The sequence below is a fragment of the Rhizobium sp. PRIMUS64 genome (genome assembly GCF_023006465.1).
GTDB lineage: Bacteria > Pseudomonadota > Alphaproteobacteria > Rhizobiales > Rhizobiaceae > Rhizobium > Rhizobium leguminosarum.
In genome coordinates this window covers 26,122-46,507 of record NZ_JALBGX010000051.1, presented here as the reverse complement: position 1 = coordinate 46,507, position 20,386 = coordinate 26,122, and the positions used below count along the sequence as shown (strand labels likewise).

The window sequence follows — 20,386 nt, the reverse complement described above, 5'->3', positions numbered from 1 at the left end:
CCCCTGAAGCGCAAAGCGGGCGCCCGCATCATCGAGCCGCAGCAGCACCTGCCCCGCCGCGACCCTGCCGCCCGCCTCGACTTCGACCGCGATGATCCGGCCCTCATATTTGGAAAAGACGGTGGCGATATCGGGTGCCACGACGTAGCCGGAGCCGGTGACTTCCCGGATTGGCAAGGCCGGGCTCGCTGCTTCATCGGCAGGCAACGCCCGTCCGCGCTCGGCAGCAGCGCCGCCCTCGGCCGGCGCCTCCGCATCACGAACGGATATCCTAGGGTCGCTGTTCGCGAAGCCTGCAAGCATGGTCTCGATGCGCTCCAGCGGCTCCGACCGATAGAAGGGAACCACCGCCAGCGATGCAGTCGCAGCAAGGGCCAGCATTGCTCGAGGGATCACACGCCGCCGGACACGGGGCTCCGGCGGCTCCGTCTTGAAGGCCGCGGGCTCGATCGAAAGCGATCTCAGCTTGGCGGCAAGGTCTCGGTCATGTTCTGATGTCGTGTTCATGCCGCAAGCATCGCCGACCCGGCTGAAATCGCGACCTCGAACACGTTCCAGACAGTCCTCGATCGTGATTGTGTACGCGGTGGCGGCAATTGTCGGATCTGAGACTTGCTCCCCTCTTCTCTCCAGCGGGGGTCCGTGGGACGGGTTGAGACCCCTCTCGATGGTCCCTAAGGGTCGGACGAGCGCGCCACACGGCACGCCCCTCATTGCCCTTGGCTCACGCGCCGAGCATTCGTAGATCCACTGCTCACCCCTTCATTCGCGTGCCAGCCCTTTCTCCCCGCCGGAGAGAAGGTATGTGTGGCAGCGCCCTATTCCTCGCTCATCCCTCGGCACGTCGTTCATAATTGCGGAATTGTGCGGCAATGACGGTCCAGACGAATGCGGATTTCGGCATTCGAAAACGTCAGTGCCTACCGAACCAACGTTGCAAACATGTATGGCGCTTATTCATCGATCGCGAATTTGGCGCCCGCAGTGTTCATGCTAAAAAATCCCCGCATCAGAGGGCGCCGGCAGTGCGGCGACAATTGTCATGAAGGAACAAGACCAATGAACCAGGCAGCGAACATCATCTCTCCTTCGGCAGGATCGGTGACCGGCGGCGTGCGTGAGGTGCTGCGGCTCGAGGCTTTCGCGATCATGGCGGGCGCGACAACGGTCTATTTCGTCTCTGGCGGCAACCCCTGGCTCTATGCCATTCTGTTCTTCACGCCGGACCTCAGCTTCGCGGCCTATGCTCTCCATGCCCGGCTGGGAGCGATCGTCTACAATACGGTTCACAGCTACATCTCGGCCATACTACTCGCCGGCGCGGGCTGGCTGCTGGGCATCGACCTGCTGTGGCAGATCGCCCTCATTCTGACGGCTCATGCGGGCTTTGACCGAAGCCTGGGTTATGGATTGAAATACGCATCCGCCTTCAGTCACACCCATCTGGGCGTTATAGGCAAGCGAAACTGACGAGGACCAAAGCCCGTCGGGGCTGCTCCTCACCGCTCCGCCTTCTTCTCCCGCCACGCAATCGGCGTCATATCAGTGACGCGGCGGAATTCGCGGTTGAAGTTGGACTTCGTCTGGAAGCCGACCTCGAACATCACCTCGGTCACCGATTTCTGGGTTGCGGCAAGCAGCCGGCAGGCCTCGCCGATCCTGTAATCATTGACATATTGCGAGACGTTCTTGTCCATCGCCCGGTTGATCGCGGTCGAGATCTGGCGGGCGGGAATGCCGGCCTTGCGGGCCAGCCGGTCGAGATTGAGATTGGCGTCGCGATAGAGCCTCTTTGCCTCCATCAGCGCATCGACCGTGGCGATCGTCTCCTTGTCCTCGGTCGTTTCGGGCTTCAGCGCCGCCTCCATCGTCTCGGCCGGCGCCCGGCTTCGGCTGGCAGCGGCGGCCGCAATGCCGAGGATGACGAGGATGGCGAGGTTGCTGACGCTGATCAGCGTCAGCGCATGCTCGCCATGCGCCCATGTGAAATCGAGAAAGACGAAGATATCGACCGAGGCCGACAGGCACAGGGCCACCGCCGCGAAGATGATTGCCCGATAGGCCGGCACCGCTCCCTCGAAGGGCGCAAGCCGAAGCGCATCCGCGCCCGGCCGCATCAGAAGCAGGATCGCCAGGGCATAACCGACGAAAACAAGCACCAGCGCAATATCGATCACATCCCGCCAGACCACCATCAACAAGAGGATGACGGCAGCGGGCACGGCATGCAGCGCAATCCGCACCGCCAGCGGCCGCCAACTCGTCCTCACCAGCCTGGAAACCCCGGCATAGGCAAGCGGCGGCACCATCGCCGCGGTGACGGGCGCGATCACGCCCACAGCCTGCACCCCGTAGCCCCAGCGCAGCCCGGAGAGGACAGATTGCAGCACGGCGAGCAGGATCAGTGCCAGAAACGGCCGGTTGGGCTGCGTCTCCTCGTCGCGCCGCAGGACGGTGACGAAGAGGACAAGCAGCAGAATGGCAACGACGAAGGGAAGCGGAACGAACAGCATGGCCTGGTAGGATCGGAGTGGCGAATAGATGGCCATCATTGCCGAGATCCTCACCCGGCGCGACCTCCATCATGTTTTAGGACGCGTTTTAGGCTGGGATTTTTTGTGAATGCCTGCCGTGATACCTCGTCCGATCGTTTGGGCCGCCGGCCACAAATCTCAATCCGCCGTTGAGGTCTGCATGGTTGTTTTCCAGCCAACCCGACAGGCTGTCGAGATCGGCGACATTGCAAGTCCGGGTGATCAGCGCAGGCACGACCGCCTGCGCCGTGTCTTTCGGAAAGTTGCTCTACGAGACCTGCCTAGCCGAGAGCGCTTTGCGCAGCGCAAATCCGATCGACCAAAGCATCAAGATCGCCCCTTGGCGGGCGGTTCTTGGCCAGGCGCTGCTTGAGATGCATGATCGGCTCCGCCAGAATTTCATCAAGGCTCTCGGCGCAGTTGAAGTCGCCTGCCACGCTTTTGACCTTTGAATTGTCAAAGATTGCCGACCACGCCTTGTCGCCCCGGAGGGGTCCAACCCACTCCGGATTGTAGCGGACCAAGGTGTCTGTCGGCACGTGTACGATCCTGGCCTCGACATCAAGCAATCTGGCGATCGCCGTTTGAATATCGTTCCAGATGTGGGCGCGGTCGGAGGTGATATGGAAGATCTCGTTCAGCGCCGCTGGCTTGCCGAAAAGTCCGACAAAGGGCACCGCAAAATCGACCGAGCGGGTCAGCGTCCAGGGCGTATGGCCATCGCCCGCCACGATGGTGGGCTCACCATCCAGCATGCGTCTCGCCATGACATCGCTGTCGCCCATCATGATGGGCAGGCCCGTGCGAACGGTGTGACTGGGACGGACGATGGTCCAGGCGAGATTCTGGGAATTCTTGAGCAGCGTCTCGCAGGCAATCTTGTCCTGGCTATAGCGCCAGTAGGGGTTGATCGCCGGTGTCTGCTCGGTAATCACGTAGTGGCGCGGTGGCTTTTCATAGACCGAGGCCGAAGAGATGAAGATGTACTGGCCACAGTGCCCCGCAAACACATCGATATCGCGCGCAATCTGATCGGGTGTAAAGGCAATGAACTGGCAGACAACGTCATAATTGGCTTTGGACAAGTCCACATAGGCGGGTGCCGCGAGATCGCCGACGATCGAGGTAACCCCCGCAGGCAATGGGTCGCCTCTCAAACTGCGGTTGTAGACGCTGACATGGTGACCCTGGGCCACAGCGCGCTCGACGCACGGATATGAAATCTGGCCGGTACCGCCAACGAAAAGGATTTTCAAAGCCATGGGAAGGACCTCGGTGTCGGATGTGGCGGGATATGCGGTCAGTCTTCATAGCGCGAAAGAAAATGGTCGTCTCCTGCAAAATCAGGCGCACCGGGTCACATCGTTTGATCGATCTGCCCCCTACCAACATTGTGACATTCCGCATAGGCCGATCGGTCGGCGTGAGGTTCGACCGCAGCCAACCATTGCCGATAACGCAAAGATCTCTATCTCAAGCGAATGACGCAGCTAATGTTTGATATCAGCACAAGACCGAGGCTCTCTTGAAAGATTATCTGCCCTATGCAGCCGGGGCGCTGGCAGGTTTGCTGGTCGCCTTCCTCATGTCTGGCCTGTTGGGGCTGACGGAGACACCGCAGCTCGTGCTTTTTGCATTGCTGCCGGCAGTCGGCGGTGCGGTCGTTGAACGCGTTTGCCATCGCCGGCCGAACAATTCTTGAAGAGCTCCATGGCAAGGCTGAAAGAAATTGTCATTGATTGCGACATTCCCTCGCGTGTCGCCCAGTTCTGGGCGGAGGCGCTCGATGGCTACGAAGTGATGCCATATGACGACGACGAACTGGCCCGCCTGGCCGCTCTCGGACTGACGCCAGAAACTGACCCGGCCGTGATGGTCGAAGGTCCCGGAACCCGCCTTTGCTTCCACCTCCGCCAGGGGGAACGTCCCGCCCGCAACCGGCTTCATTTCGATATTGCCACCCCCGATCGGGCCAGGGAGGTAGAACGGCTTTTATCCCTCGGAGCGACCTTCGTCCGGGAAGCAGATGGCTACACGGTCTTGAATGATCCCGAAGGCAACAATTTCTGCGTGGCGTCCGAATAGTCCGCGCCGCGCCGAAGCCGCGACGCAGGATGAACGGCACCCATCTCAGGACGGCTTGCCGGAGCCAAACCGGATCTCTCGCGGAATGTCTGGATCAGACGCGATTCAGGAACTCGATCACGCGGAGGGTGAGCAGCGCGGTCGCATCGGCGTCATAGGACGGCAGCGAGCTATCGGCAAAGTAGTGCTGATCGCCTGGGTACAGGAAAAGCTCCGCGTCTTCGACCTTCGCGACGATCTCGCGGGCGGCGTCGATGTCGCCCTCACCTGTGAAGATCGGATCGTTGTCCATGCCGTGGATCTGCACCGCGACGCCGTCCGGCCAGGGTCCGAAGGCCCACTCGCCGCTGATCGGCAGGCAGGAATAGAAGAGCAACGCCCCTCGGGCGCCGGGGCGTGTCTGCGCCAGCTTCTGCGCCGGCAGCACGCCGAACGAGAACCCAGCATAGACGAGCCCGGGCGGCAATTCGTCGGCGACCCGGACACCCCGCTCCCTGACTTCGTCGAATCCGATCTCCCCGATGTAGGCGAGACCCTCTTCGATGCTCGGGAATGTGCGTCCGTTAAACAGGTCAGGCGTGTGCACGATATGGCCGGCTGCCCTGATGTCATCGGCGAACGCGCGCACACCCGGGGTCAGCCCTTGTGCGTGGTGAAACAACAGGACCTCAGCCATACGGAGCCTCCGGGTGGGATAGTCGGGCAAACATTCTGCAACTCTACAGCGTCATTCCCTCGCCGGAAAGACGTCAGGTGCGGGCCAGGCCGTCGATCGCCCTCGCCAGCTTCACGAGATCTGCGGCGTAGAACCCGGCGGCATTGAGACAGTTCGTCTCGAGCAGCTTCAGTCCCTCTTCCGTCCGACAGACATCGATGACATAAGCTTGGGAGTAGCCGGCGTTGATGTCGACCATGCGCTGCCCGAAGTCCAGCGCATCGTCATCAATCTCGTGGCGATGGACGACACGCGATCCGTCTTTGTAGAGCGAATAGGTGACGATCCGACCGTCGACGACCCAGAGACGCCATTCGCGCAGGATGCGAACGGGCTCGGTGAGCATCAGCAGCGTGTCGTGACGAAGTGAACCCTTGGGGATTTCATCTTCGTCGAGCGCCAGCACCCTCTCTGCCATACGGATGATCTCGCCGGTCGATTTAACATTTCCGGGCTCCTCCTTGCTGTCGTCGACCGGGCGCAGGAACCAGTCCCTGCCGTCATCCGCCAGACGCTGGGGGACATCCTGGAGTGTCAGGAACAGCGCATCAGCACCGTTGAGGAGGTAAGGGTGCCACGCCTGTTCGTGAACAAAAGGACGCAGTTTAAAAACACCCGGCCGGTAACCGTTCGCCTCGGCGTTCTTCCACAGCGTGTAGGAGCCGAACATGACCACTGAACCCGGATCAGCAACGACCGGCTCGGGGATGAGCTCGCCGACAAACGGTACGACCTTGTGCCATGTGTAGGAGATTCCGAGCTGGTCGAGCGCCTCGGCCAGCTTGTTGGTATCTTCGAACTGCTGGAGAAGCCACTGCATTCTGTTCCCTGCCTTTCTTACAATCCGTCGGACTATCAAAAAGCAATTTAAAAAGGAACAGCCGTAGTATTACAGCTATGTGTGGCAGCAGGAACCGTTTCCGATGTCGTCGGGCGAAGGCTGCAGGCGACTGTCGACACTTTGGCCGTTTCCTTCCGGCGGCAGGTCCATGGCGATGTTGGATGCGAAGAAGCCGTTCGGTTTCAACGTGAAGCCGGCATATTCCACGGGCATGATCGGAAAATCTTCGGGCTTGCAGACATGGGTATGGCCAAAGGAATGCCAGAGCACGACATCGGCATTCTCGATATTACGGTTCTGCTTGACATAACCCGGCAGACCGTCGCCGCCGGCGTGCACGTTTGGGTAATCGCCGCTCGCATATTTTTCCCTGGCATCGAAGGCGGTGACCCAGATGTGCTTCTTGGCGAAGCCGCCGCGCTGGGCAACGGTCGAATCCGGCTGGGCAAGCATGACAGGCGACGGCATGACGACAATCTTGTAGCCCGGCGCCTTGCCGACACTGTTCTGGATGTTGGGGTTGGAGACTTTCCAGTAACGGCCGGTCTCGCCATTGGCGAGGGCCGGGGAGTCGAGTTCGCGCTTCAGCACACGGGTCCTGGTATCGAAGACATTGCCATAGCGATTGTCTTCACCCCAGGGACGCGGCACGAACTCATGTTCGGTCACGGTATTGTCGCCGCCGTCGACATCCATGTGCAGGCGCGCATTGAAGAAATGCTGGTGGGTCGGACCGCCGAGATTGTCATCGACCATGCCGCCCCATGGATAGGTTTCGCCGGTCGCGACCGCCGCCGTCTGGATGATGCCGGTGAGCTTGGCTTCGAGTTGGATCGTGCCGTCCTGGTAGAGATACCAGTAGAAGCCGTAATCGTAGTTGCCGACGGTTGCGAAGAAGGAGATGACGAGGCGGCGCGAACGGCGCACTTCGAAAATACCGTTGCGGAATTCGTAATGCTTCCAGAGGATGCCGTAATCTTCCTCATGCATGCAGATGGCGTTCTTCATGGTGAAGGGCTGGCCGAAATCATCCGCCGCCGGCACGTCGAAATAGTGAATATGGCCGAGGCAGTCGCAGCCGAGTTCGAGGCAATTGGCCAGGCGTCCGAGGCCATATTCGCCGGCATCGAAGGCGCTCTTCCAATAGTGGTTCGCGGTCGGGTCGGCGTAAGGCACGACCATTTCAGTGACACTGGCGCGAAAGACGACTGGCCGAAGCCTACCCTGATCCTTGATGCCGAGTTCATGCAGAACGAGGCCCTCGCGCGGGGTGAAACCGACACGGAAACTCCAGTTCTGCCATTCGACTTTCCAGCCGTCGACAGTAAAGCTCGGCCCTTGCGGCTGAACGATATTCAGCGGCTTGAGATCGGGCCGCGGTTCCGGGAAGGTTTCGCGGCCATAATTGCGCTTCCTCCTCGGGACCGGAATGATCTTCTCGTCGTCGACGAGATCGACCACTCGGTTGGTGATCAGATCGACCACAGCCACCACGCCCTCGATCGGATGCGCGTAGCCGTTGTCACGGATATCCTCGCGCCAATAGGACACCGCGCGGACGATGCGCTTTCCCTTCTCGAACTCGCGGCCAAAATAGCCCGAGGAAAAAGGATCGATCTGGATGAGCGGAATATCCTCGTCGGTAATGCCGCGTTTCTTGACGGCAGCGATCCAGCGCGGATCGGATTTGACGGTGCCTTCAACGGTTTCGAATTCGCACAGCATGATCGGCGGCTGGCCATAGGGCAGTTCATCGAGAGGCAGCCGGATATAGGAGCACACCGTGCCGGTAGTCAGGTCGACGATGCCCTCGAAGGTTTCGCCATTGCTGATGTCGATTGCCAGGATGAAGGCGAGGCGCGGCAGCCTGTCGCCCAAGCGTTGGGCGGCAAGATCCGCCTTGGTCGGCTCCTCCAGCCGGGTTATCGGAAAGCGGAAGGTGGGTGCGAGTGTCTGCCTATCCTTGAGTATGGCAACGGCAGAAGCGATCTCAGCGAGGCTCAGGGGATCGAGCGGATGGGGGACTGCGACAACGGCGTCCATTGAAATACCTCTTGGTTTCGGGGCCTCTTGGTTTCGGGAGAGACGACGCACCATGGCGCGTCGCAAGCTGCGGTGATCAGGATCGACCGGAACAGATCTGCGTATCGATCATCATCTGGTTTGCATGAATGCAGAACACCGAGCAGAAGGCGTGGGCCTCGACGGCAACCAGCAATGTTGCGCCGGCAAGGATCGCGACCGCGAGAACTAGAAGGCGATCGACGGGTGCAAATTCAGCAACGGCACTCATTCGAAGACCTTTCCGAGCGAGGCGTAGAGAGCGGGCTTGGATCTCTTGATCCGGATCGCAAACAGCGCGCCAAGAATGCCCACCAGCACCATGGCATAGGGGAAAGCCTTGACGATCAGGCTTTCGCTGCCGGAAAGGAGTGAAAGATTGGAACTGACCAGCACCAGAGAACCAATGAGGCCGAGGAGCGCGAGTGTCGGAGCGGTCATTGTGGTCCAGGCGCTGTAGCTGTTCGGCGTCTTGCGGAAGAACATGATGATCGCGACCGAGACAAGCACCTGCACCAGCAGGATACCGATACCCGCAAGCGCCGCCATCCACGAGAACACGACGGTGTAGGGATCCGCGCCGAAGATCACGAACAGGCCAAGGACGACGGCCGCGATCAGGCTTTGCAGCAGACCTGCAGCATAGGGTGAGCCATGCCTGGCGTGAACCTTGCCAAGCACCTGTGCGGCCAGGCCTTCACGGCCAAGGGCGAAGAAATAGCGGTTGAGCGTATTGTGGAAGGACAGGATGCAGGCAAACAGGCTGGTGATCAGCAGCACGTTCATCGCCTGGCTCGACCATGCGCCAAGCACGGAATTGGCGGCGGTGAAGTAGAAGCTGTCAAGGCTGGCAGCCGCAGAGGCTTGCACCTTGCCCGGACCGTAGAATTGCACGATTGCCCAGGTGGAGAAAGCATAGAAGAGGGTGATGAGCAGCACGGCAACATAGGTGGCGCGGGGAATGGTCTTTTCCGGATCTTCGGCTTCCTCGCCGAAAATGGCCGTAGCTTCGAAGCCGATGAAGGAACCGATGACGAAGACCAGCGCCACACCAAGACCGGGCGCGAAGACCGACGATGGCGCAAAGGAGGAGAAGCTGATGCCTTCTGGTCCGCCGCCTGAAAAGACGATGGCAAGATCCAGAACCAGCAATATGGCGATTTCGGCAATCATGCAGACGCCGAGGATCGCGCCTGAGAAGGCGATGTTACGCTGACCGCAGACCAGCACGACGACGAGTGCTGCGAAGGCCCAAGCCCACCAGGGCAGGACCAGCCCAAGCGGCGCTATGGCATTGGCCATGAAGAAACCGAACAGGCCATAAATGGCGATCTGAACCGCGCTATAGGTGACCAGCGCCATGAAGGCGCCACCCACGCCAGCCGGCTTGCCGATGCCATGGGTGATATAGGTGTAGAAGGCTCCTGCCCCGCCCACATGCCGGCTCATGGCGGTGAAGCCGACCGAGAAGAGCAGGTAGAGCAGGCCGGCAAGCACGAAAGCGCCGGGGACCCCTGCGCCATTGCCAAAAGCGAAGGCGGCCGGCGAAGCGCCGACGACGGCCGTGAGCGGCGCGGCCGCAGCAACGACGAAGAACACGATGTGGGCGAGGCCGACCGAGTCCTTGGCCAGACGACGCTCCGGCGATGATGGTGCGGGTATGCTTGCTTCCAGTGTCATGGAGAACCCCTCTTTGCTTGTCTGTTGCGAAGAAGGTAAGCGCGGCGATCTGGCCCCGAAATTGCAGTTTATGCCAATGAATCGATAATTCGCGCCACGAAGGTCACCGGAGACGCTGAAAATGGCAGTTGCATCGCATTTGATCAGCCGCATGCCCGCAGTTGCTTCAATTCGAGCCTCCGTTTTGATCCCGCTGGTGCAACAAATCGATAAAAGATCCGGGAAAACCGACCTTCTTCTGGCTTCGCACGGCATTCTGCGCTCGCAACTGGAAGACCCCTATGCTGTCCTGCCCATGGCGCGTTATGTCGCGCTGTTCGAGGATGCGGCGACCATAACCGGCGAACCGGCACTGGGAGCCCGCATGGGCACCGGATTCAAGCCCGCCGACATCGGCCCTATCGGCATGCTCTTTGCGCTCTCGCCGACCATTCGCAGCGCTTTCGAACGGCTGTCGAAATATGTCAACGCGGTCCAGGGCGCGACCAGTTCCGGCGTGTTCGAGGAGAATGGCGATTTTGTCTGGACCTACCGGATCGTCGATCCCAGCATGTGGCCACGCCGGCAGGACAGCGAATTCACGATTGCCGCCTCGTGTCAGCTCGTCCGGTCGTGCTTCCGCCGTGGCTGGCGGCCGATCGAAATCCAGCTTGAGCACCAGGCCCCGCGCGACGCCAGCGTGCTGGAACGCATCTATGGCGCGCCCATCCTGTTCGGCCAATCCGGCAACCGGATCGTCATGAACAAGGCGGATGCCGATCGTGTGTACCGTTCGGAAGACAAAAGCCTGATCGAAATCCTGGAGCGGCATATCGGCGATCTGGTCAACGAGCCAGCGGCCGGTGATGTCGTCACGGAAAAGGTCCAGGCTCTGATCAGCATCTATCTCGGCCAAAGGCCGATCACGGTCGCAACCCTCGCCGCCGAACTGAAGATGTCGCCGCGAAGCCTGCAGCGCCGACTGTCGGAGGAAGGCGTGTCGCTTCGCGATCTCGTTCGCCAGCACCGCCAGACACTCGCCGCCCATTATCTCGGCGACCAACAAGTCGCACCGATGTCCGAGATTGCGCGTGTGTTGGGTTATGCAGACAACACAGTGCTCTGGCGTGCGCTGCGGTCCTGGGAGAAGAAAGGAAACCACCTATCTTCGAGACGTTGATCGAAGATGCACGGCAACGGAGATCGCCCGATTGCTGCCCACGCCAAAGCGCGGCAATCTCCAACGCCCCTCATTCCTGAGGTGCGATCCGCAGGATCGCCTCGAAGGACGCGCCGCAGCGTCGCTTCTTGCGCCATTGTATCTAACGCCGGGGCAACTCAGGGTGAGGCTCCCTTGGGCGTTGCGCCTGCTCGATGGCGGCGCTCGACGCCCTTTGCCGCCAAGGTGTCATCAGCGGCTGTCGAGGTCAGAAATTCCGACAGCTGCCTGGCAGCTTCTGCGTCCGTTGAATCGGCGCTGATGCCAATGGCGAAGTCGATGTAACTTTGGAGTTCTGCCGGAAACCGACCGACAAGCATGACCTCGGGAGCGGCGGCGATAATCGAAGTCACGGGAACGACGCCCAACTCGGCCTCCCCACGGCCTACGGACGGCGCTGTCTGCCCTCCTGATATGGCCACCAGCTTGGGCTTCACCTCATCGGCTATTCCCAAGCGTTCCAGCAAACCGGAGAAGTAGCCGCCGCTGCTTCCTTCACTGGCGTAGGCGATCGATCTGGCGCTCTTCAACACATGTTTGAATGCTTCCACCGACCCAATGTCGAGCGGCCGACCGCCCGCCTTGGCCGCCACCCCCATTGCTATCCGGCCGAATGCGACCTCGCTCCCCGCCTTGACTTTTCCCAAGGCGGTGAGATCCTCGATCAGGTTCGGATTGGTGATGACGAGGTCAAAAGATCCCCCGGCTTCAATCTGCTTTTTGACGACAGGATTGAGCTCCCACTTGACCGCAACTGTGAATCCAGTGGCCTTTTCGAACTGGGATATGAGAGCAAGGACGGCGGGTCGAACCGCAATAGGGCCAAAGAGCCGGATTTCCTGGGTCATGGCCGAAGTCCGCTCCGATCTATCGATCCTGTCCAACAGACCCTACGGCCCAGCCCCAAAGAAGGCGAGCCGGGTGAAGATCGTGTAGTCCGCTTCCGATACCATCAGCGCCACGAAAACCAGCACCAGCAGCGGCGGCAGCAGGATGGCGTAGACGAGCGCCAGCCGTTCCCAGGCCATGTGCATGAAGACGGCGACGATCAGACCGGCCTTCAGCATCATGAACAGCAGGATCAGCGTCCACCTCAAGTAGCTCTGGACGCCGAGATAATCGACCATGTAGGACGCTGCGCTGAGCACGAAGAGCAGGCCCCAGACCAGGAGATAGAGCCGGATCGGGTGCTGCTGTCCGGTGTGTGCTTGTGCGTGCACCGTTTGGCTTTGTGCATGCGCCGTTGTTTCGCTCATGACGACCTCACCACAGATATGAGCCCTACCACAGATAAAAAAACGCGAAGATGAAGACCCAGACCAGGTCGACGAAGTGCCAGTAGAGGCCCATGATCTCGACGGCCTCGTAGCGGCCTTTCCGGCTGGTGAAAAAGCCGCGCCGTTCCTGGTCGAAATCGCCCCGCCAGACCTTGCGGGCGACGATGAGGAGGAAGATGACGCCGATCGTCACGTGGGTGCCGTGAAAGCCGGTGATCATGAAGAAGGTCGATCCGAACTGTGCCGCTCCCCACGGGTTCTCCCAGGGGCGCACGCCTTCGGTGATCAGCTTCGTCCATTCGAAGGCCTGCATGCCGACGAAACATGCGCCCAGAACGGCCGTCAGCAGCATCAGGATCGCCGTCGTGCGGCGGTCGCGGCGATAGCCGAAATTGACCGCCATCGCCATGGTGCCACTGCTGGAGATCAGCACGAAGGTCATGATCGCAATCAGGATCAGCGGCACGTCCTGGCCGCCGATATGCAGCGCGAAGACCTCGCTCGGATTGGGCCATGGAACGGGCGTCGACATGCGGGCGGTCATATAGGCGATCAGGAAGCAGCCGAAGACGAAGGTGTCGCTGAGCAGAAAGATCCACATCATCGCCTTGCCCCAGGAGGCGGTCTTGAAGGCGCGCTGATCCGAACTGAAATCGGCGGCGACACCGCGCAGGCCGGCGGGCCTTACGTCTGGCTCACCGTGTATCCCGATAGTCTGTGCCATCTGCAAATCTCCTAGTTCAGAAGTGTGCGGCAGAGATCGACGAAATCATTCGCCCAGCCAGCAAAGAGCGCGAAGAGCAAGAGCCAGACGGCGAGCATGAAATGCGAATAAATGGCGGAAAGATCGACGCTGAGGCGCAGCCTCTCCGGCGCAATGTCGGTAGAGAATGCCCTGACCGTCGTGTGCGAAAGCACGGCAAGCCCGCCGAGGATATGCAGGCCGTGCAGGCCAGTCAGCATATAGAAGAAGCTGTTGGAAGGATTGTCGGCAAGCACGTAGCCGGCTGATACCAGCTCCCGCCATGCCTGGACCTGTCCGACGAGAAAAGCGACGGCAAGGACAAACGCGGCGGCAAGCGCCGGCCGCAGGTTTTCCATGCGGCCATGCCCCGCTTCTCGTTTGGCCCATTGCAGCGCGGCGCTGCTCAAGGCGAGTGCTGCGGTGTTCACCCAGAGGAGGCGCGGAACCGGCATTGCCCACCAATCGGCGGACGCCATGCGCATGAAATAGGCGCTGACGGCAAGACTGAAGACGGCGCCGACGACGCCGAGAAACACGAAGAGACCGATTTTCACTGCCGGCGCGGGCGACTGTTGCCGGTCGACGCCGTCATGAGCCGGCAGCTGTACTGACCCGGTTTCCAGCCAGGGCTTCGAGCTCAGCCGTTGCCCTGCCAGCCACCAGAAGATGATGGCGCCGATGGCGGCAAGGAAGACCAGGATGACGTTCATGCGTGGATCTCCCGGGTTACGCCGCCGCCTGACGGCACATTCTGCGGAATGAAATCCTCGGCCGCCCCCGGCACGCTGTAGTCATAGGCCCAGCGGTAGACGACAGGCAGATCCTTACCCCAGTTGCCATGCGCGGGCGGCGTCTGCGGCGTCTGCCATTCGAGCGTCGTTGCCCGCCATGGATTGCCACCGGACTCCCTGCCCCGGAAAAGGCTCCAGACCAGATTGAACAGGAAGACCATCTGCCCGGCCCCGACGATCAGCGCCATGACGGTGATGAAGATGTTCAGAGTATGGGCCGAAGGCGGAACGAAGGCCGTCTCTCCCATCTCGAAGTAGCGACGCGGCACGCCGAGCAGGCCGAGATAGTGCATCGGAAAGAAGATCGCATAGGTGCCGAGGAAGGTGATCCAGAAGTGGATATGGCCGAGCACGTCGTTCAGCATGCGTCCCGTGACCTTCGGATACCAGTGATAGATCGCCCCGAAGATGACGAGGATCGGCGCCACACCCATGACCATGTGGAAATGCGCGACGACGAACATCGTATCCGACAGCGGCACGTCGACGACGACGTTGCCAAGGAAGAGGCCGGTCAGACCACCATTGACGAAGGTGACGATGAAGGCGAGCGCAAAAAGCATCGGCAGCGTCAGGTGGATGTCGCCGCGCCAGAGCGTCAGCACCCAGTTGTAGACCTTGATCGCCGTCGGGACGGCGATGATCAGCGTCGTGGTGGCGAAGAAGAAGCCGAAGGCCGGGTTCATGCCGCTGACATACATGTGGTGCGCCCAGACGACGAAGCTCAGCGCCCCGATGATGACGATCGCCCAGACCATCATGCGATAACCGAAGATGTTCTTGCGCGCATGCGTGCTGATCAGATCCGAAACGATGCCGAAGGCCGGGAGTGCGACGATATAGACCTCCGGATGCCCGAAGAACCAGAACAGGTGCTGGAAGAGAATTGGGCTGCCGCCGCCGTGCTGCAGCTGCGTGCCCATTTCGACGATGGCGGGCATGAAGAAGCTGGTGCCGAGCACGCGATCGAACATCATCATGACGCAGGCGACGAAGAGCGCGGGAAAGGCAAGCAGCGCCATCACGGTCGCGGTGAAGATGCCCCAGACGGTGAGCGGCATCCGCATCAGCGTCATGCCGCGCGCCCGCCCCTGCAGCACGGTCACCACATAGTTCAGCCCGCCCATCGTGAAGCCGATGATGAAGACGATCAGCGAGGAGAGCATCAAGAGGATGCCCCAGTCCTTGCCGCCAGGCGTGCCTGACAGAACCGATTGCGGCGGATAAAGCGTCCAGCCCGCCCCCGTCGGGCCGCCAGGCGCGAAAAAGCCGGCGGCGAGGATCAGCACCGCAAGCAGATAGATCCAGTAGCTCAGCATGTTCGCGTAAGGGAAGACCATATCGCGCGCGCCGACCATCAGCGGAATGAGATAATTGCCGAAGCCGCCGAGGAAGAGCGCAGTCAGGAGATAGATCACCATGATCATGCCGTGCATGGTGATGAATTGGTAATAGTGATCGGCATCGATGAAGGCGAAATAGCCGGGAAAGGCGAGCTGAATCCGCATCAGCCAGGAGAGCACCAGCGCCACCAGGCCGATTGCGATGGCGGTGATCGAATATTGCACGGCGATGATCTTGGCATCCTGGCTGAACACATATTTCGTCCACCAGCTATGTGGATGATAAAGCTCGACATCCTCGACTTCGGCGGAGGGGATGGCGCCAGCACTACCGGATGGAATGCTTCCGGATGGAATCTCGACCATGATCTCTCTCCTCCCTTTTCCCCGCCGGTTCCTTGAACCGGCACGCCGCCTGACCGGTTCAGTTTGCCGGCGGCAACGCTTCCGATGACGCCGTCAACTGGGTGAATGTCTGCTGCTGCCCGAGCCAGGTCTGGTAGTCCGCATCCTCGTCAACGACGACGGTGCCGCGCATTTGCGGATGGCCGACGCCGCAGAGTTCGGCGCAGAGAATCTCGAAGGTCCCCGTCCGCGTTGGCGTGAACCAGAAATAGGTGATCATGCCGGGGATCATGTCCATCTTGGCGCGGAATTCCGGCACATAGAAATCGTGGAGCACATCGACGGAGCGCAGCAATATGTGCACCGGCTTGCCGATCGGCAGATGCAGCTCGCCGCCCTCGATGATAACGTCGTCGAGACCGCTTGCGTCATTCTTGTCGAGGCCGAGCGGATTTTCCGGGGTGACGTCGCGCGTCTCGGCGCGGCCGAGCTTTCCGTCGGCTCCGGGCAGCCGGAAGCTCCATAGCCACTGCTGGCTGACGACCTCAACCGATGCGGCATCGGCAGGCACCGTGATGAACTGGTTCCAGACGATGAGGCCGGGTGCCAGCATCGCCGCGACGCCGAGCGCCGTTCCTCCTCCCAGCAGCAATTCCAGCCTGCGGTTCTCGGGCTCATAATGCGCCTTGTTGCCCGGCTTGTGCCGGAAGCGGAAGACACAATAGGCCATGAACGAAACCACCGCCACGAAGACGATGCCGGTGATCCAGAAGGTGATGACGAGGGTGCTGTCGATATAGGTCCAGTTGGACGCGATCGGCGTCCACCACCACGGGCTCAGCACATGGAACAGCACGGAGCCGACGACAATCAGGACGAGGATCAGCACGACAGCCATTTCCGCTCCTCCCTGAGCAGTCGACCCGTGAAACCGCATTCCGCAAAAAAGTCTGTTTTATTATCGCACAGATAGAAAATATCGGCAATTACGGCAATTTAGGCATGCGCCGCCGGCCGCGAACCGTCGTTTGGAGTATTGCTGCCCATCATTGGGAATACTGCTTGAGATAGGCGATGAGATCGGTGATCTCCTTGTCGTCCTTCACGCCGACGAAGGCCATTTTCGTGCCCTTCACCTTCGCTTTCGGATTGTGGAGATAGTCGCGCAGCACTGTCTCGTCCCAGACGAGACCGCCCTCGCCGGCAGCCTTCATTCCGGCCGAATAGGCAAAATTCGGATGCGTCCCGGCCTTTCTGCCGAACAGCTTGTTCAGCGACGGGCCGACCTTGTTCGTATCGGTATCGGCGACATGACAGGTCGCGCATTTCTTGAAAACGGTGGCACCCGCCGTCGCATCGCCCTCCTGCGCCCCGGCGTTACCAGGGAAAAGAGCAATCACGAATGCGCCGATCAGCAGAACAACACGGTAATCCATGGCAAACCTCATCCTCCTCAAGGTTGCCAGCCACTCACACCCTCCGTTATCTCTCGCGTGTGAGTGGTGGTTGTATGGCGTAAAGCTTAGTCCTTCACGATAGCAAGTCAATCGCTTCCACAATTGGGACGCGGGCCAGGCCTGGTCCAGTCCTCCCGGGCGGGTCCGTCACCCTCGAGGATTGGATATTGACGGCGGTATCGGCGACGACATACTTGACCGTCGGCTTCAAGGCCGCCCTCGAAACCAGCCCAGGAAAGGCGCGCAATGTCGATTGCTGAAATTCTGTCTTTTGCTTTCGTCACCGCGCTGCTGATCATCTCCCCCGGGCCCAACGGCATCCTCATCGCCAAGACGGTGCCGGCCTCGGGGCGTGGCGCCGGTTTCGCCAATATTGCCGGCTTCGTCGCCGCCTTCTATGTGCACGGCACCCTGTCGATCTGTGGCATCTCCCTGCTGCTGGCGCAGTCGGCGCAGGCCTTCCTCGTCGTCAAATTGATTGGCGCCGCCTATCTCTGCTGGATCGGTATCAAGGCGCTGGTCGGTGCTTGGCGCGGTTATGCTTCCGTAACGTCAGTGGCCCCTTCCCGTAAGGTAAGGCATCTCCCCCGCGCCTTCCTCGAGGGGTTCCTCACCAACGCCCTGAATCCGAAAGTGTCGATGTTCTACCTCGCGGTCTTCCCGCAGTTCATCTATCACGATGCCAATGGCCGGGCCGCGATCGGCGAGGCTTTCCTTCTGGTCACCGTCCATGCCAGCCTCAACGTCATCTGGTTCGGCTCGATGGTCCTGCTCTTTGCGAGGCTCGCCAGAGCTGCGCGCAACCAGCGCTTCCAGCGCTGGCTGAAAGCCGCGACAGGCGTGGTCTTCATCGGCTTCGGCGCCAAGATGGCGACATTGCAGGCCGGATAGCGAAGACGGGCAAACCGCCTTCGTCACAGAAAGGCTGGGCGAACGTCCGGAGGGCGGCAACAGGATCAGCGACCTGCCGCCGGGACTGGATATGATACTGGCCTCGCGCAACCTCAACCGCCGCCATTTAACTACGCCCCGATTGAAAGCGCCTCCTTTACCGCCAAATCGGCCATGGCAAGCACCGCCTCGCGGGTCCTGGCGGCGGCGATGAAGCGGCCGTTGTGGCAGAAGCTTGCGCCCTCTATGCCGCAAACCGCCTCCAGTGCGCCATTGGTGAGCCCGGCCCAGGCCGCCGGCAGATCAGCCCTGAGCTCGAACCCCTCCTCGGCGCGCCGGATGCCGGTCACGCACCAGTCCTTTTCGCGCGGATGAACGACGAACAGCAGGTGATCGGCGCTCGCCTTGACGATGGCGGGACGGAAAGGCATGCCCCTCGGCAATTCCAAAACACGCCCCTGCCCCGCAGCTTCGATTGCCCGATGCACAATCGCCTCGGCCCGCAATTTTGCGGCACTCTGGGCGATCCTGGCCTCAACGAAACTGCGGGCAATGGCAAGGGCCGCGTGGAAGGCGCGGTTATCGGCCTCAGGGTCCGCTTCGTCGAAAACCGGTTTCAGGGTCTCCAGCAGCGCCGGCAGCGTCAACCCGGCCAACGGCCCCGAGGGGCTGAGCGCGCCATTATCAGTCAGATCGACCGGCAGCACGAAGCTGGCGTCGAAAGAGCCATGCATCGCTTCCACATGTGCTTGGGGAAGGCCGAAGGCCGTGAGATAATCACGGCCGTAATGCTTCCAGATCAGGCCGAACGAGCTGTAGGGCTGGCCATCGTCGCGCAGCGGCGCGCCGCGCTGGTGGTGATCGAACATCCCCGCAGCGGGGTCATAGGCTCCGCCGACATCATAGATGATCCGGTCTTCGCCCGGCGTGATCCACTCCGGCGCCCGGCTGCGGACGATCCGCGCCTGCGGGAAAAGCCGGGTCAGGATGACGCTCGACAGCAATTCGTCGGCATGAAAGCCACCGGAATGGGTGACGAGGAAATCGGGGATCATGGGAGCTATGCGCCTTGTCGTTCGCGGAGAGTCCGCTTGCAGGTCGGCACCAAATAACCGTTGCCGGCTGCTATCTCAACCCATACCTTAAATCGGAGTCGATTTAAGAATAAAATGATGCAGCAATCCAATGTGTTACAGCGTCCTTTCTGACGTCACCGCGATACCGGCCTCTAGCGGGATTCATCGAAGCCCCTGAAGGGTGCATCAGGAGTAAGTCCGTGGAGATTCCCCAGCACTTTCACGTCGCCGAGACGGCAGGATGGTTTGTGAACCACCGCATCAATTCTGCCCTTCCCGGTTACCTCATGATCAGCTCCAAGACCGACACCAACGATCTGTCGGATTTGTCCGAAGATGCTTTGGCTGAATTCGGCCCTTTGCTGGCAAGAGCTCAGAGTGCTTTGAATTGAATGCTCAGCGCGTCTATATCGGCCGATACGGGCACTCGCCTGGTTACCCGATCCATTTTCATGTGATCCCGATATATGACTGGGTGGAGGAGTTGTTCTGGAAGGACGCTCGCTATCGTCTGCTCGAGAATTTCGCAGAGGGGCCAGGGGAAACCGCAACGGGTGGCGCGGAACTGACGCTGTTTGTCTGGCGCGAGTTCTGCGAACGCGCAGAGCCGCCACCGGTCAAAGGGCCATCGGTCTCAGAGGCCATCGAGCTGCTGCGGGAGACAATGCGGTTTTCGGCGCCTGAAGCCTAAGACAACACCGTTCCCGGCTGTCTTGCGACAAGCGCCCGGCTGGCCGCCGCGCCGGCATGCAGGCAGATGAGCCCGATCGCCGCGAGAGAATTGATTAGCAGAACATTCGCCACCACCGCTGCCGAAAACGCGCCCTCACCTGACGGAAGCACCGCCGTTGCAGCAAACAGCGCGCCTTCATAGGCAACGAACCCGGCCAGGAAGGCGCCGGCCATCGTAACGGTAAGATCTGTCGACAGACGAAGTACCCCGAGCGCCGTAGCCAGGCACGCAAATGCCGCGATACCGATCGCCAGACCCCAGGCATAACTGTCCCAGGTCTGGGGATAACCGAGCACGAGATATCCGACCATCTGGTTGGCGAGCCAGGCCAGCAGAACCGCCGTCACCGCCATCCGCCGGGGAAGAATGACAGCCGATACCGCCGCCAAGGCCACGAAGGGCGTTATGCAGGCGAAAAGCAGGCTGAGAGCGACGCTCGCACCTGAAATGACGACGACCCAGGCGACAGCGAAGCCGGGTGCGACAGGGCGCAGGGGAAGCTGATTTCGTTCGAGCATCTCGAAACTCCATTCGACCGCAGGAAATAATACGCCAGTCCGGGAAAAAGGCTAGCGAGGCCATACCTCCTCTTGAGATCGAAATTCCCCGCCATT

22 protein-coding genes and 1 pseudogene are annotated in these 20,386 nt (G+C 60.7%); 6 read left to right on the top strand and 17 right to left on the bottom strand.

The genetic code is table 11. The annotated features are described in order from the left end of the window. Positions 1 to 507: biotin/lipoyl-binding protein (locus tag MOV76_RS20435; RefSeq protein ID WP_247265165.1), on the bottom strand; the 507-nt coding region annotated here is incomplete at its 3' end. Positions 508 to 1,059: 552 nt separating this feature from the next. Here MOV76_RS20435 and MOV76_RS20430 point away from each other — a divergent pair. After that, positions 1,060 to 1,470, top strand: a complete 411-nt coding sequence (locus MOV76_RS20430; protein WP_047621145.1) for a DUF4260 domain-containing protein — start codon at positions 1,060 to 1,062, stop codon at positions 1,468 to 1,470. A gap of 29 nt (positions 1,471 to 1,499) precedes the next feature. Here the strand turns inward: MOV76_RS20430 and MOV76_RS20425 are convergent, their stop codons facing one another. Further along, positions 1,500 to 2,552, bottom strand: a complete 1,053-nt coding sequence (locus MOV76_RS20425) for an AraC family transcriptional regulator (protein ID WP_113543564.1) — start codon at positions 2,550 to 2,552, stop codon at positions 1,500 to 1,502. A gap of 263 nt (positions 2,553 to 2,815) precedes the next feature. Beyond that, a complete protein-coding gene (locus tag MOV76_RS20420) occupies positions 2,816 to 3,796 on the bottom strand; it encodes an SDR family oxidoreductase (RefSeq protein ID WP_113543563.1) in 981 nt (326 codons plus the stop codon). A gap of 263 nt (positions 3,797 to 4,059) precedes the next feature. On the opposite strand from MOV76_RS20420, the gene MOV76_RS20415 reads away from it, so the two are divergent. Together MOV76_RS20415 and MOV76_RS20410 are read left to right on the top strand one after the other, a co-directional pair. After that, a complete protein-coding gene (locus tag MOV76_RS20415) occupies positions 4,060 to 4,236 on the top strand; it encodes a hypothetical protein (RefSeq protein WP_018242615.1) in 177 nt (58 codons plus the stop codon). A gap of 8 nt (positions 4,237 to 4,244) precedes the next feature. Then, the gene (locus tag MOV76_RS20410) at positions 4,245 to 4,619 is read left to right on the top strand and encodes a VOC family protein (protein WP_247265164.1); all 375 of its coding nucleotides are present in this window, start codon (positions 4,245 to 4,247) and stop codon (positions 4,617 to 4,619) included. A gap of 94 nt (positions 4,620 to 4,713) precedes the next feature. Here MOV76_RS20410 and MOV76_RS20405 read toward each other — a convergent pair whose 3' ends face one another. The 5 genes from MOV76_RS20405 to MOV76_RS20385 form a co-directional block, all read right to left on the bottom strand. Continuing rightward, complete coding sequence (locus MOV76_RS20405) at positions 4,714 to 5,295, bottom strand: dienelactone hydrolase family protein (RefSeq protein ID WP_018447120.1); 582 nt, start codon at positions 5,293 to 5,295, stop codon at positions 4,714 to 4,716. 73 nt (positions 5,296 to 5,368) lie between these two features. Next, positions 5,369 to 6,154: an ATP-grasp domain-containing protein gene (locus MOV76_RS20400; RefSeq protein WP_130652659.1), complete on the bottom strand. Its 786-nt coding sequence runs from the start codon at positions 6,152 to 6,154 to the stop codon at positions 5,369 to 5,371. A gap of 75 nt (positions 6,155 to 6,229) precedes the next feature. Beyond that, positions 6,230 to 8,218, bottom strand: coding sequence for a primary-amine oxidase (locus MOV76_RS20395; RefSeq protein WP_247265163.1), 1,989 nt, complete (start codon positions 8,216 to 8,218; stop codon positions 6,230 to 6,232). Between the two features lie 76 nt (positions 8,219 to 8,294). Next, positions 8,295 to 8,468, bottom strand: a complete 174-nt coding sequence (locus tag MOV76_RS20390) for a hypothetical protein (protein WP_165419709.1) — start codon at positions 8,466 to 8,468, stop codon at positions 8,295 to 8,297. Then, positions 8,465 to 9,916, bottom strand: a complete 1,452-nt coding sequence (locus MOV76_RS20385) for an APC family permease (RefSeq protein WP_247265162.1) — start codon at positions 9,914 to 9,916, stop codon at positions 8,465 to 8,467. The genes MOV76_RS20390 and MOV76_RS20385 overlap by 4 nt, the downstream gene beginning before the upstream one ends. A gap of 121 nt (positions 9,917 to 10,037) precedes the next feature. Here MOV76_RS20385 and MOV76_RS20380 point away from each other — a divergent pair, with 121 nt between their 5' ends. Then, positions 10,038 to 11,075 carry an AraC family transcriptional regulator gene (locus MOV76_RS20380; protein WP_047621154.1) on the top strand — a complete coding sequence of 346 codons (1,038 nt, stop codon included), beginning with the start codon at positions 10,038 to 10,040 and terminating at the stop codon, positions 11,073 to 11,075. Positions 11,076 to 11,233: 158 nt separating this feature from the next. On the opposite strand, the gene modA is transcribed toward MOV76_RS20380, so the two are convergent. The 7 genes from modA to MOV76_RS20345 form a co-directional block, all read right to left on the bottom strand. Continuing rightward, positions 11,234 to 11,962 (bottom strand): molybdate ABC transporter substrate-binding protein, encoded by a 729-nt coding sequence (gene modA, locus MOV76_RS20375; RefSeq protein WP_247265161.1) that lies wholly within the window; start codon positions 11,960 to 11,962, stop codon positions 11,234 to 11,236. Between the two features lie 42 nt (positions 11,963 to 12,004). Next, on the bottom strand, positions 12,005 to 12,370 hold the full coding sequence (locus MOV76_RS20370) for a cytochrome C oxidase subunit IV family protein (RefSeq protein WP_018242624.1): 366 nt from the start codon (positions 12,368 to 12,370) through the stop codon (positions 12,005 to 12,007). 25 nt (positions 12,371 to 12,395) lie between these two features. Further along, on the bottom strand, positions 12,396 to 13,115 hold the full coding sequence (locus MOV76_RS20365) for a heme-copper oxidase subunit III family protein (RefSeq protein WP_018242625.1): 720 nt from the start codon (positions 13,113 to 13,115) through the stop codon (positions 12,396 to 12,398). An 11-nt stretch (positions 13,116 to 13,126) separates the two neighbouring features. Beyond that, positions 13,127 to 13,846 carry a cytochrome c oxidase subunit 3 gene (locus tag MOV76_RS20360; protein WP_247265160.1) on the bottom strand — a complete coding sequence of 240 codons (720 nt, stop codon included), beginning with the start codon at positions 13,844 to 13,846 and terminating at the stop codon, positions 13,127 to 13,129. Then, entirely contained in the window at positions 13,843 to 15,636 is a 1,794-nt protein-coding gene (gene ctaD, locus MOV76_RS20355; RefSeq protein WP_018447114.1) for a cytochrome c oxidase subunit I, read from the bottom strand. Before ctaD ends, MOV76_RS20360 begins: the two co-directional genes overlap by 4 nt. 58 nt (positions 15,637 to 15,694) lie before the next feature. Next, entirely contained in the window at positions 15,695 to 16,513 is an 819-nt protein-coding gene (locus tag MOV76_RS20350; protein WP_018242628.1) for a cytochrome c oxidase subunit II, read from the bottom strand. Positions 16,514 to 16,661: 148 nt separating this feature from the next. Further along, complete coding sequence (locus tag MOV76_RS20345) at positions 16,662 to 17,051, bottom strand: cytochrome c family protein (RefSeq protein WP_018242629.1); 390 nt, start codon at positions 17,049 to 17,051, stop codon at positions 16,662 to 16,664. 267 nt (positions 17,052 to 17,318) lie between these two features. Here MOV76_RS20345 and MOV76_RS20340 point away from each other — a divergent pair, with 267 nt between their 5' ends. Continuing rightward, positions 17,319 to 17,963, top strand: coding sequence for a LysE family translocator (locus MOV76_RS20340; RefSeq protein WP_018447113.1), 645 nt, complete (start codon positions 17,319 to 17,321; stop codon positions 17,961 to 17,963). 131 nt (positions 17,964 to 18,094) lie between these two features. Here the strand turns inward: MOV76_RS20340 and MOV76_RS20335 are convergent, their stop codons facing one another. Continuing rightward, a complete protein-coding gene (locus MOV76_RS20335; protein ID WP_018447112.1) occupies positions 18,095 to 19,018 on the bottom strand; it encodes an MYG1 family protein in 924 nt (307 codons plus the stop codon). Positions 19,019 to 19,239: 221 nt separating this feature from the next. Between MOV76_RS20335 and MOV76_RS20330 the strand changes: the two are divergent. After that, positions 19,240 to 19,730, top strand: a pseudogene (locus tag MOV76_RS20330) (HIT family protein). Here MOV76_RS20330 and MOV76_RS20325 read toward each other — a convergent pair. Continuing rightward, positions 19,727 to 20,290, bottom strand: a complete 564-nt coding sequence (locus tag MOV76_RS20325; RefSeq protein ID WP_018242633.1) for a hypothetical protein — start codon at positions 20,288 to 20,290, stop codon at positions 19,727 to 19,729. The pseudogene MOV76_RS20330 and the gene MOV76_RS20325 sit on opposite strands and share 4 nt — an antisense overlap. Between the last annotated feature and the right edge of the window lie 96 nt (positions 20,291 to 20,386).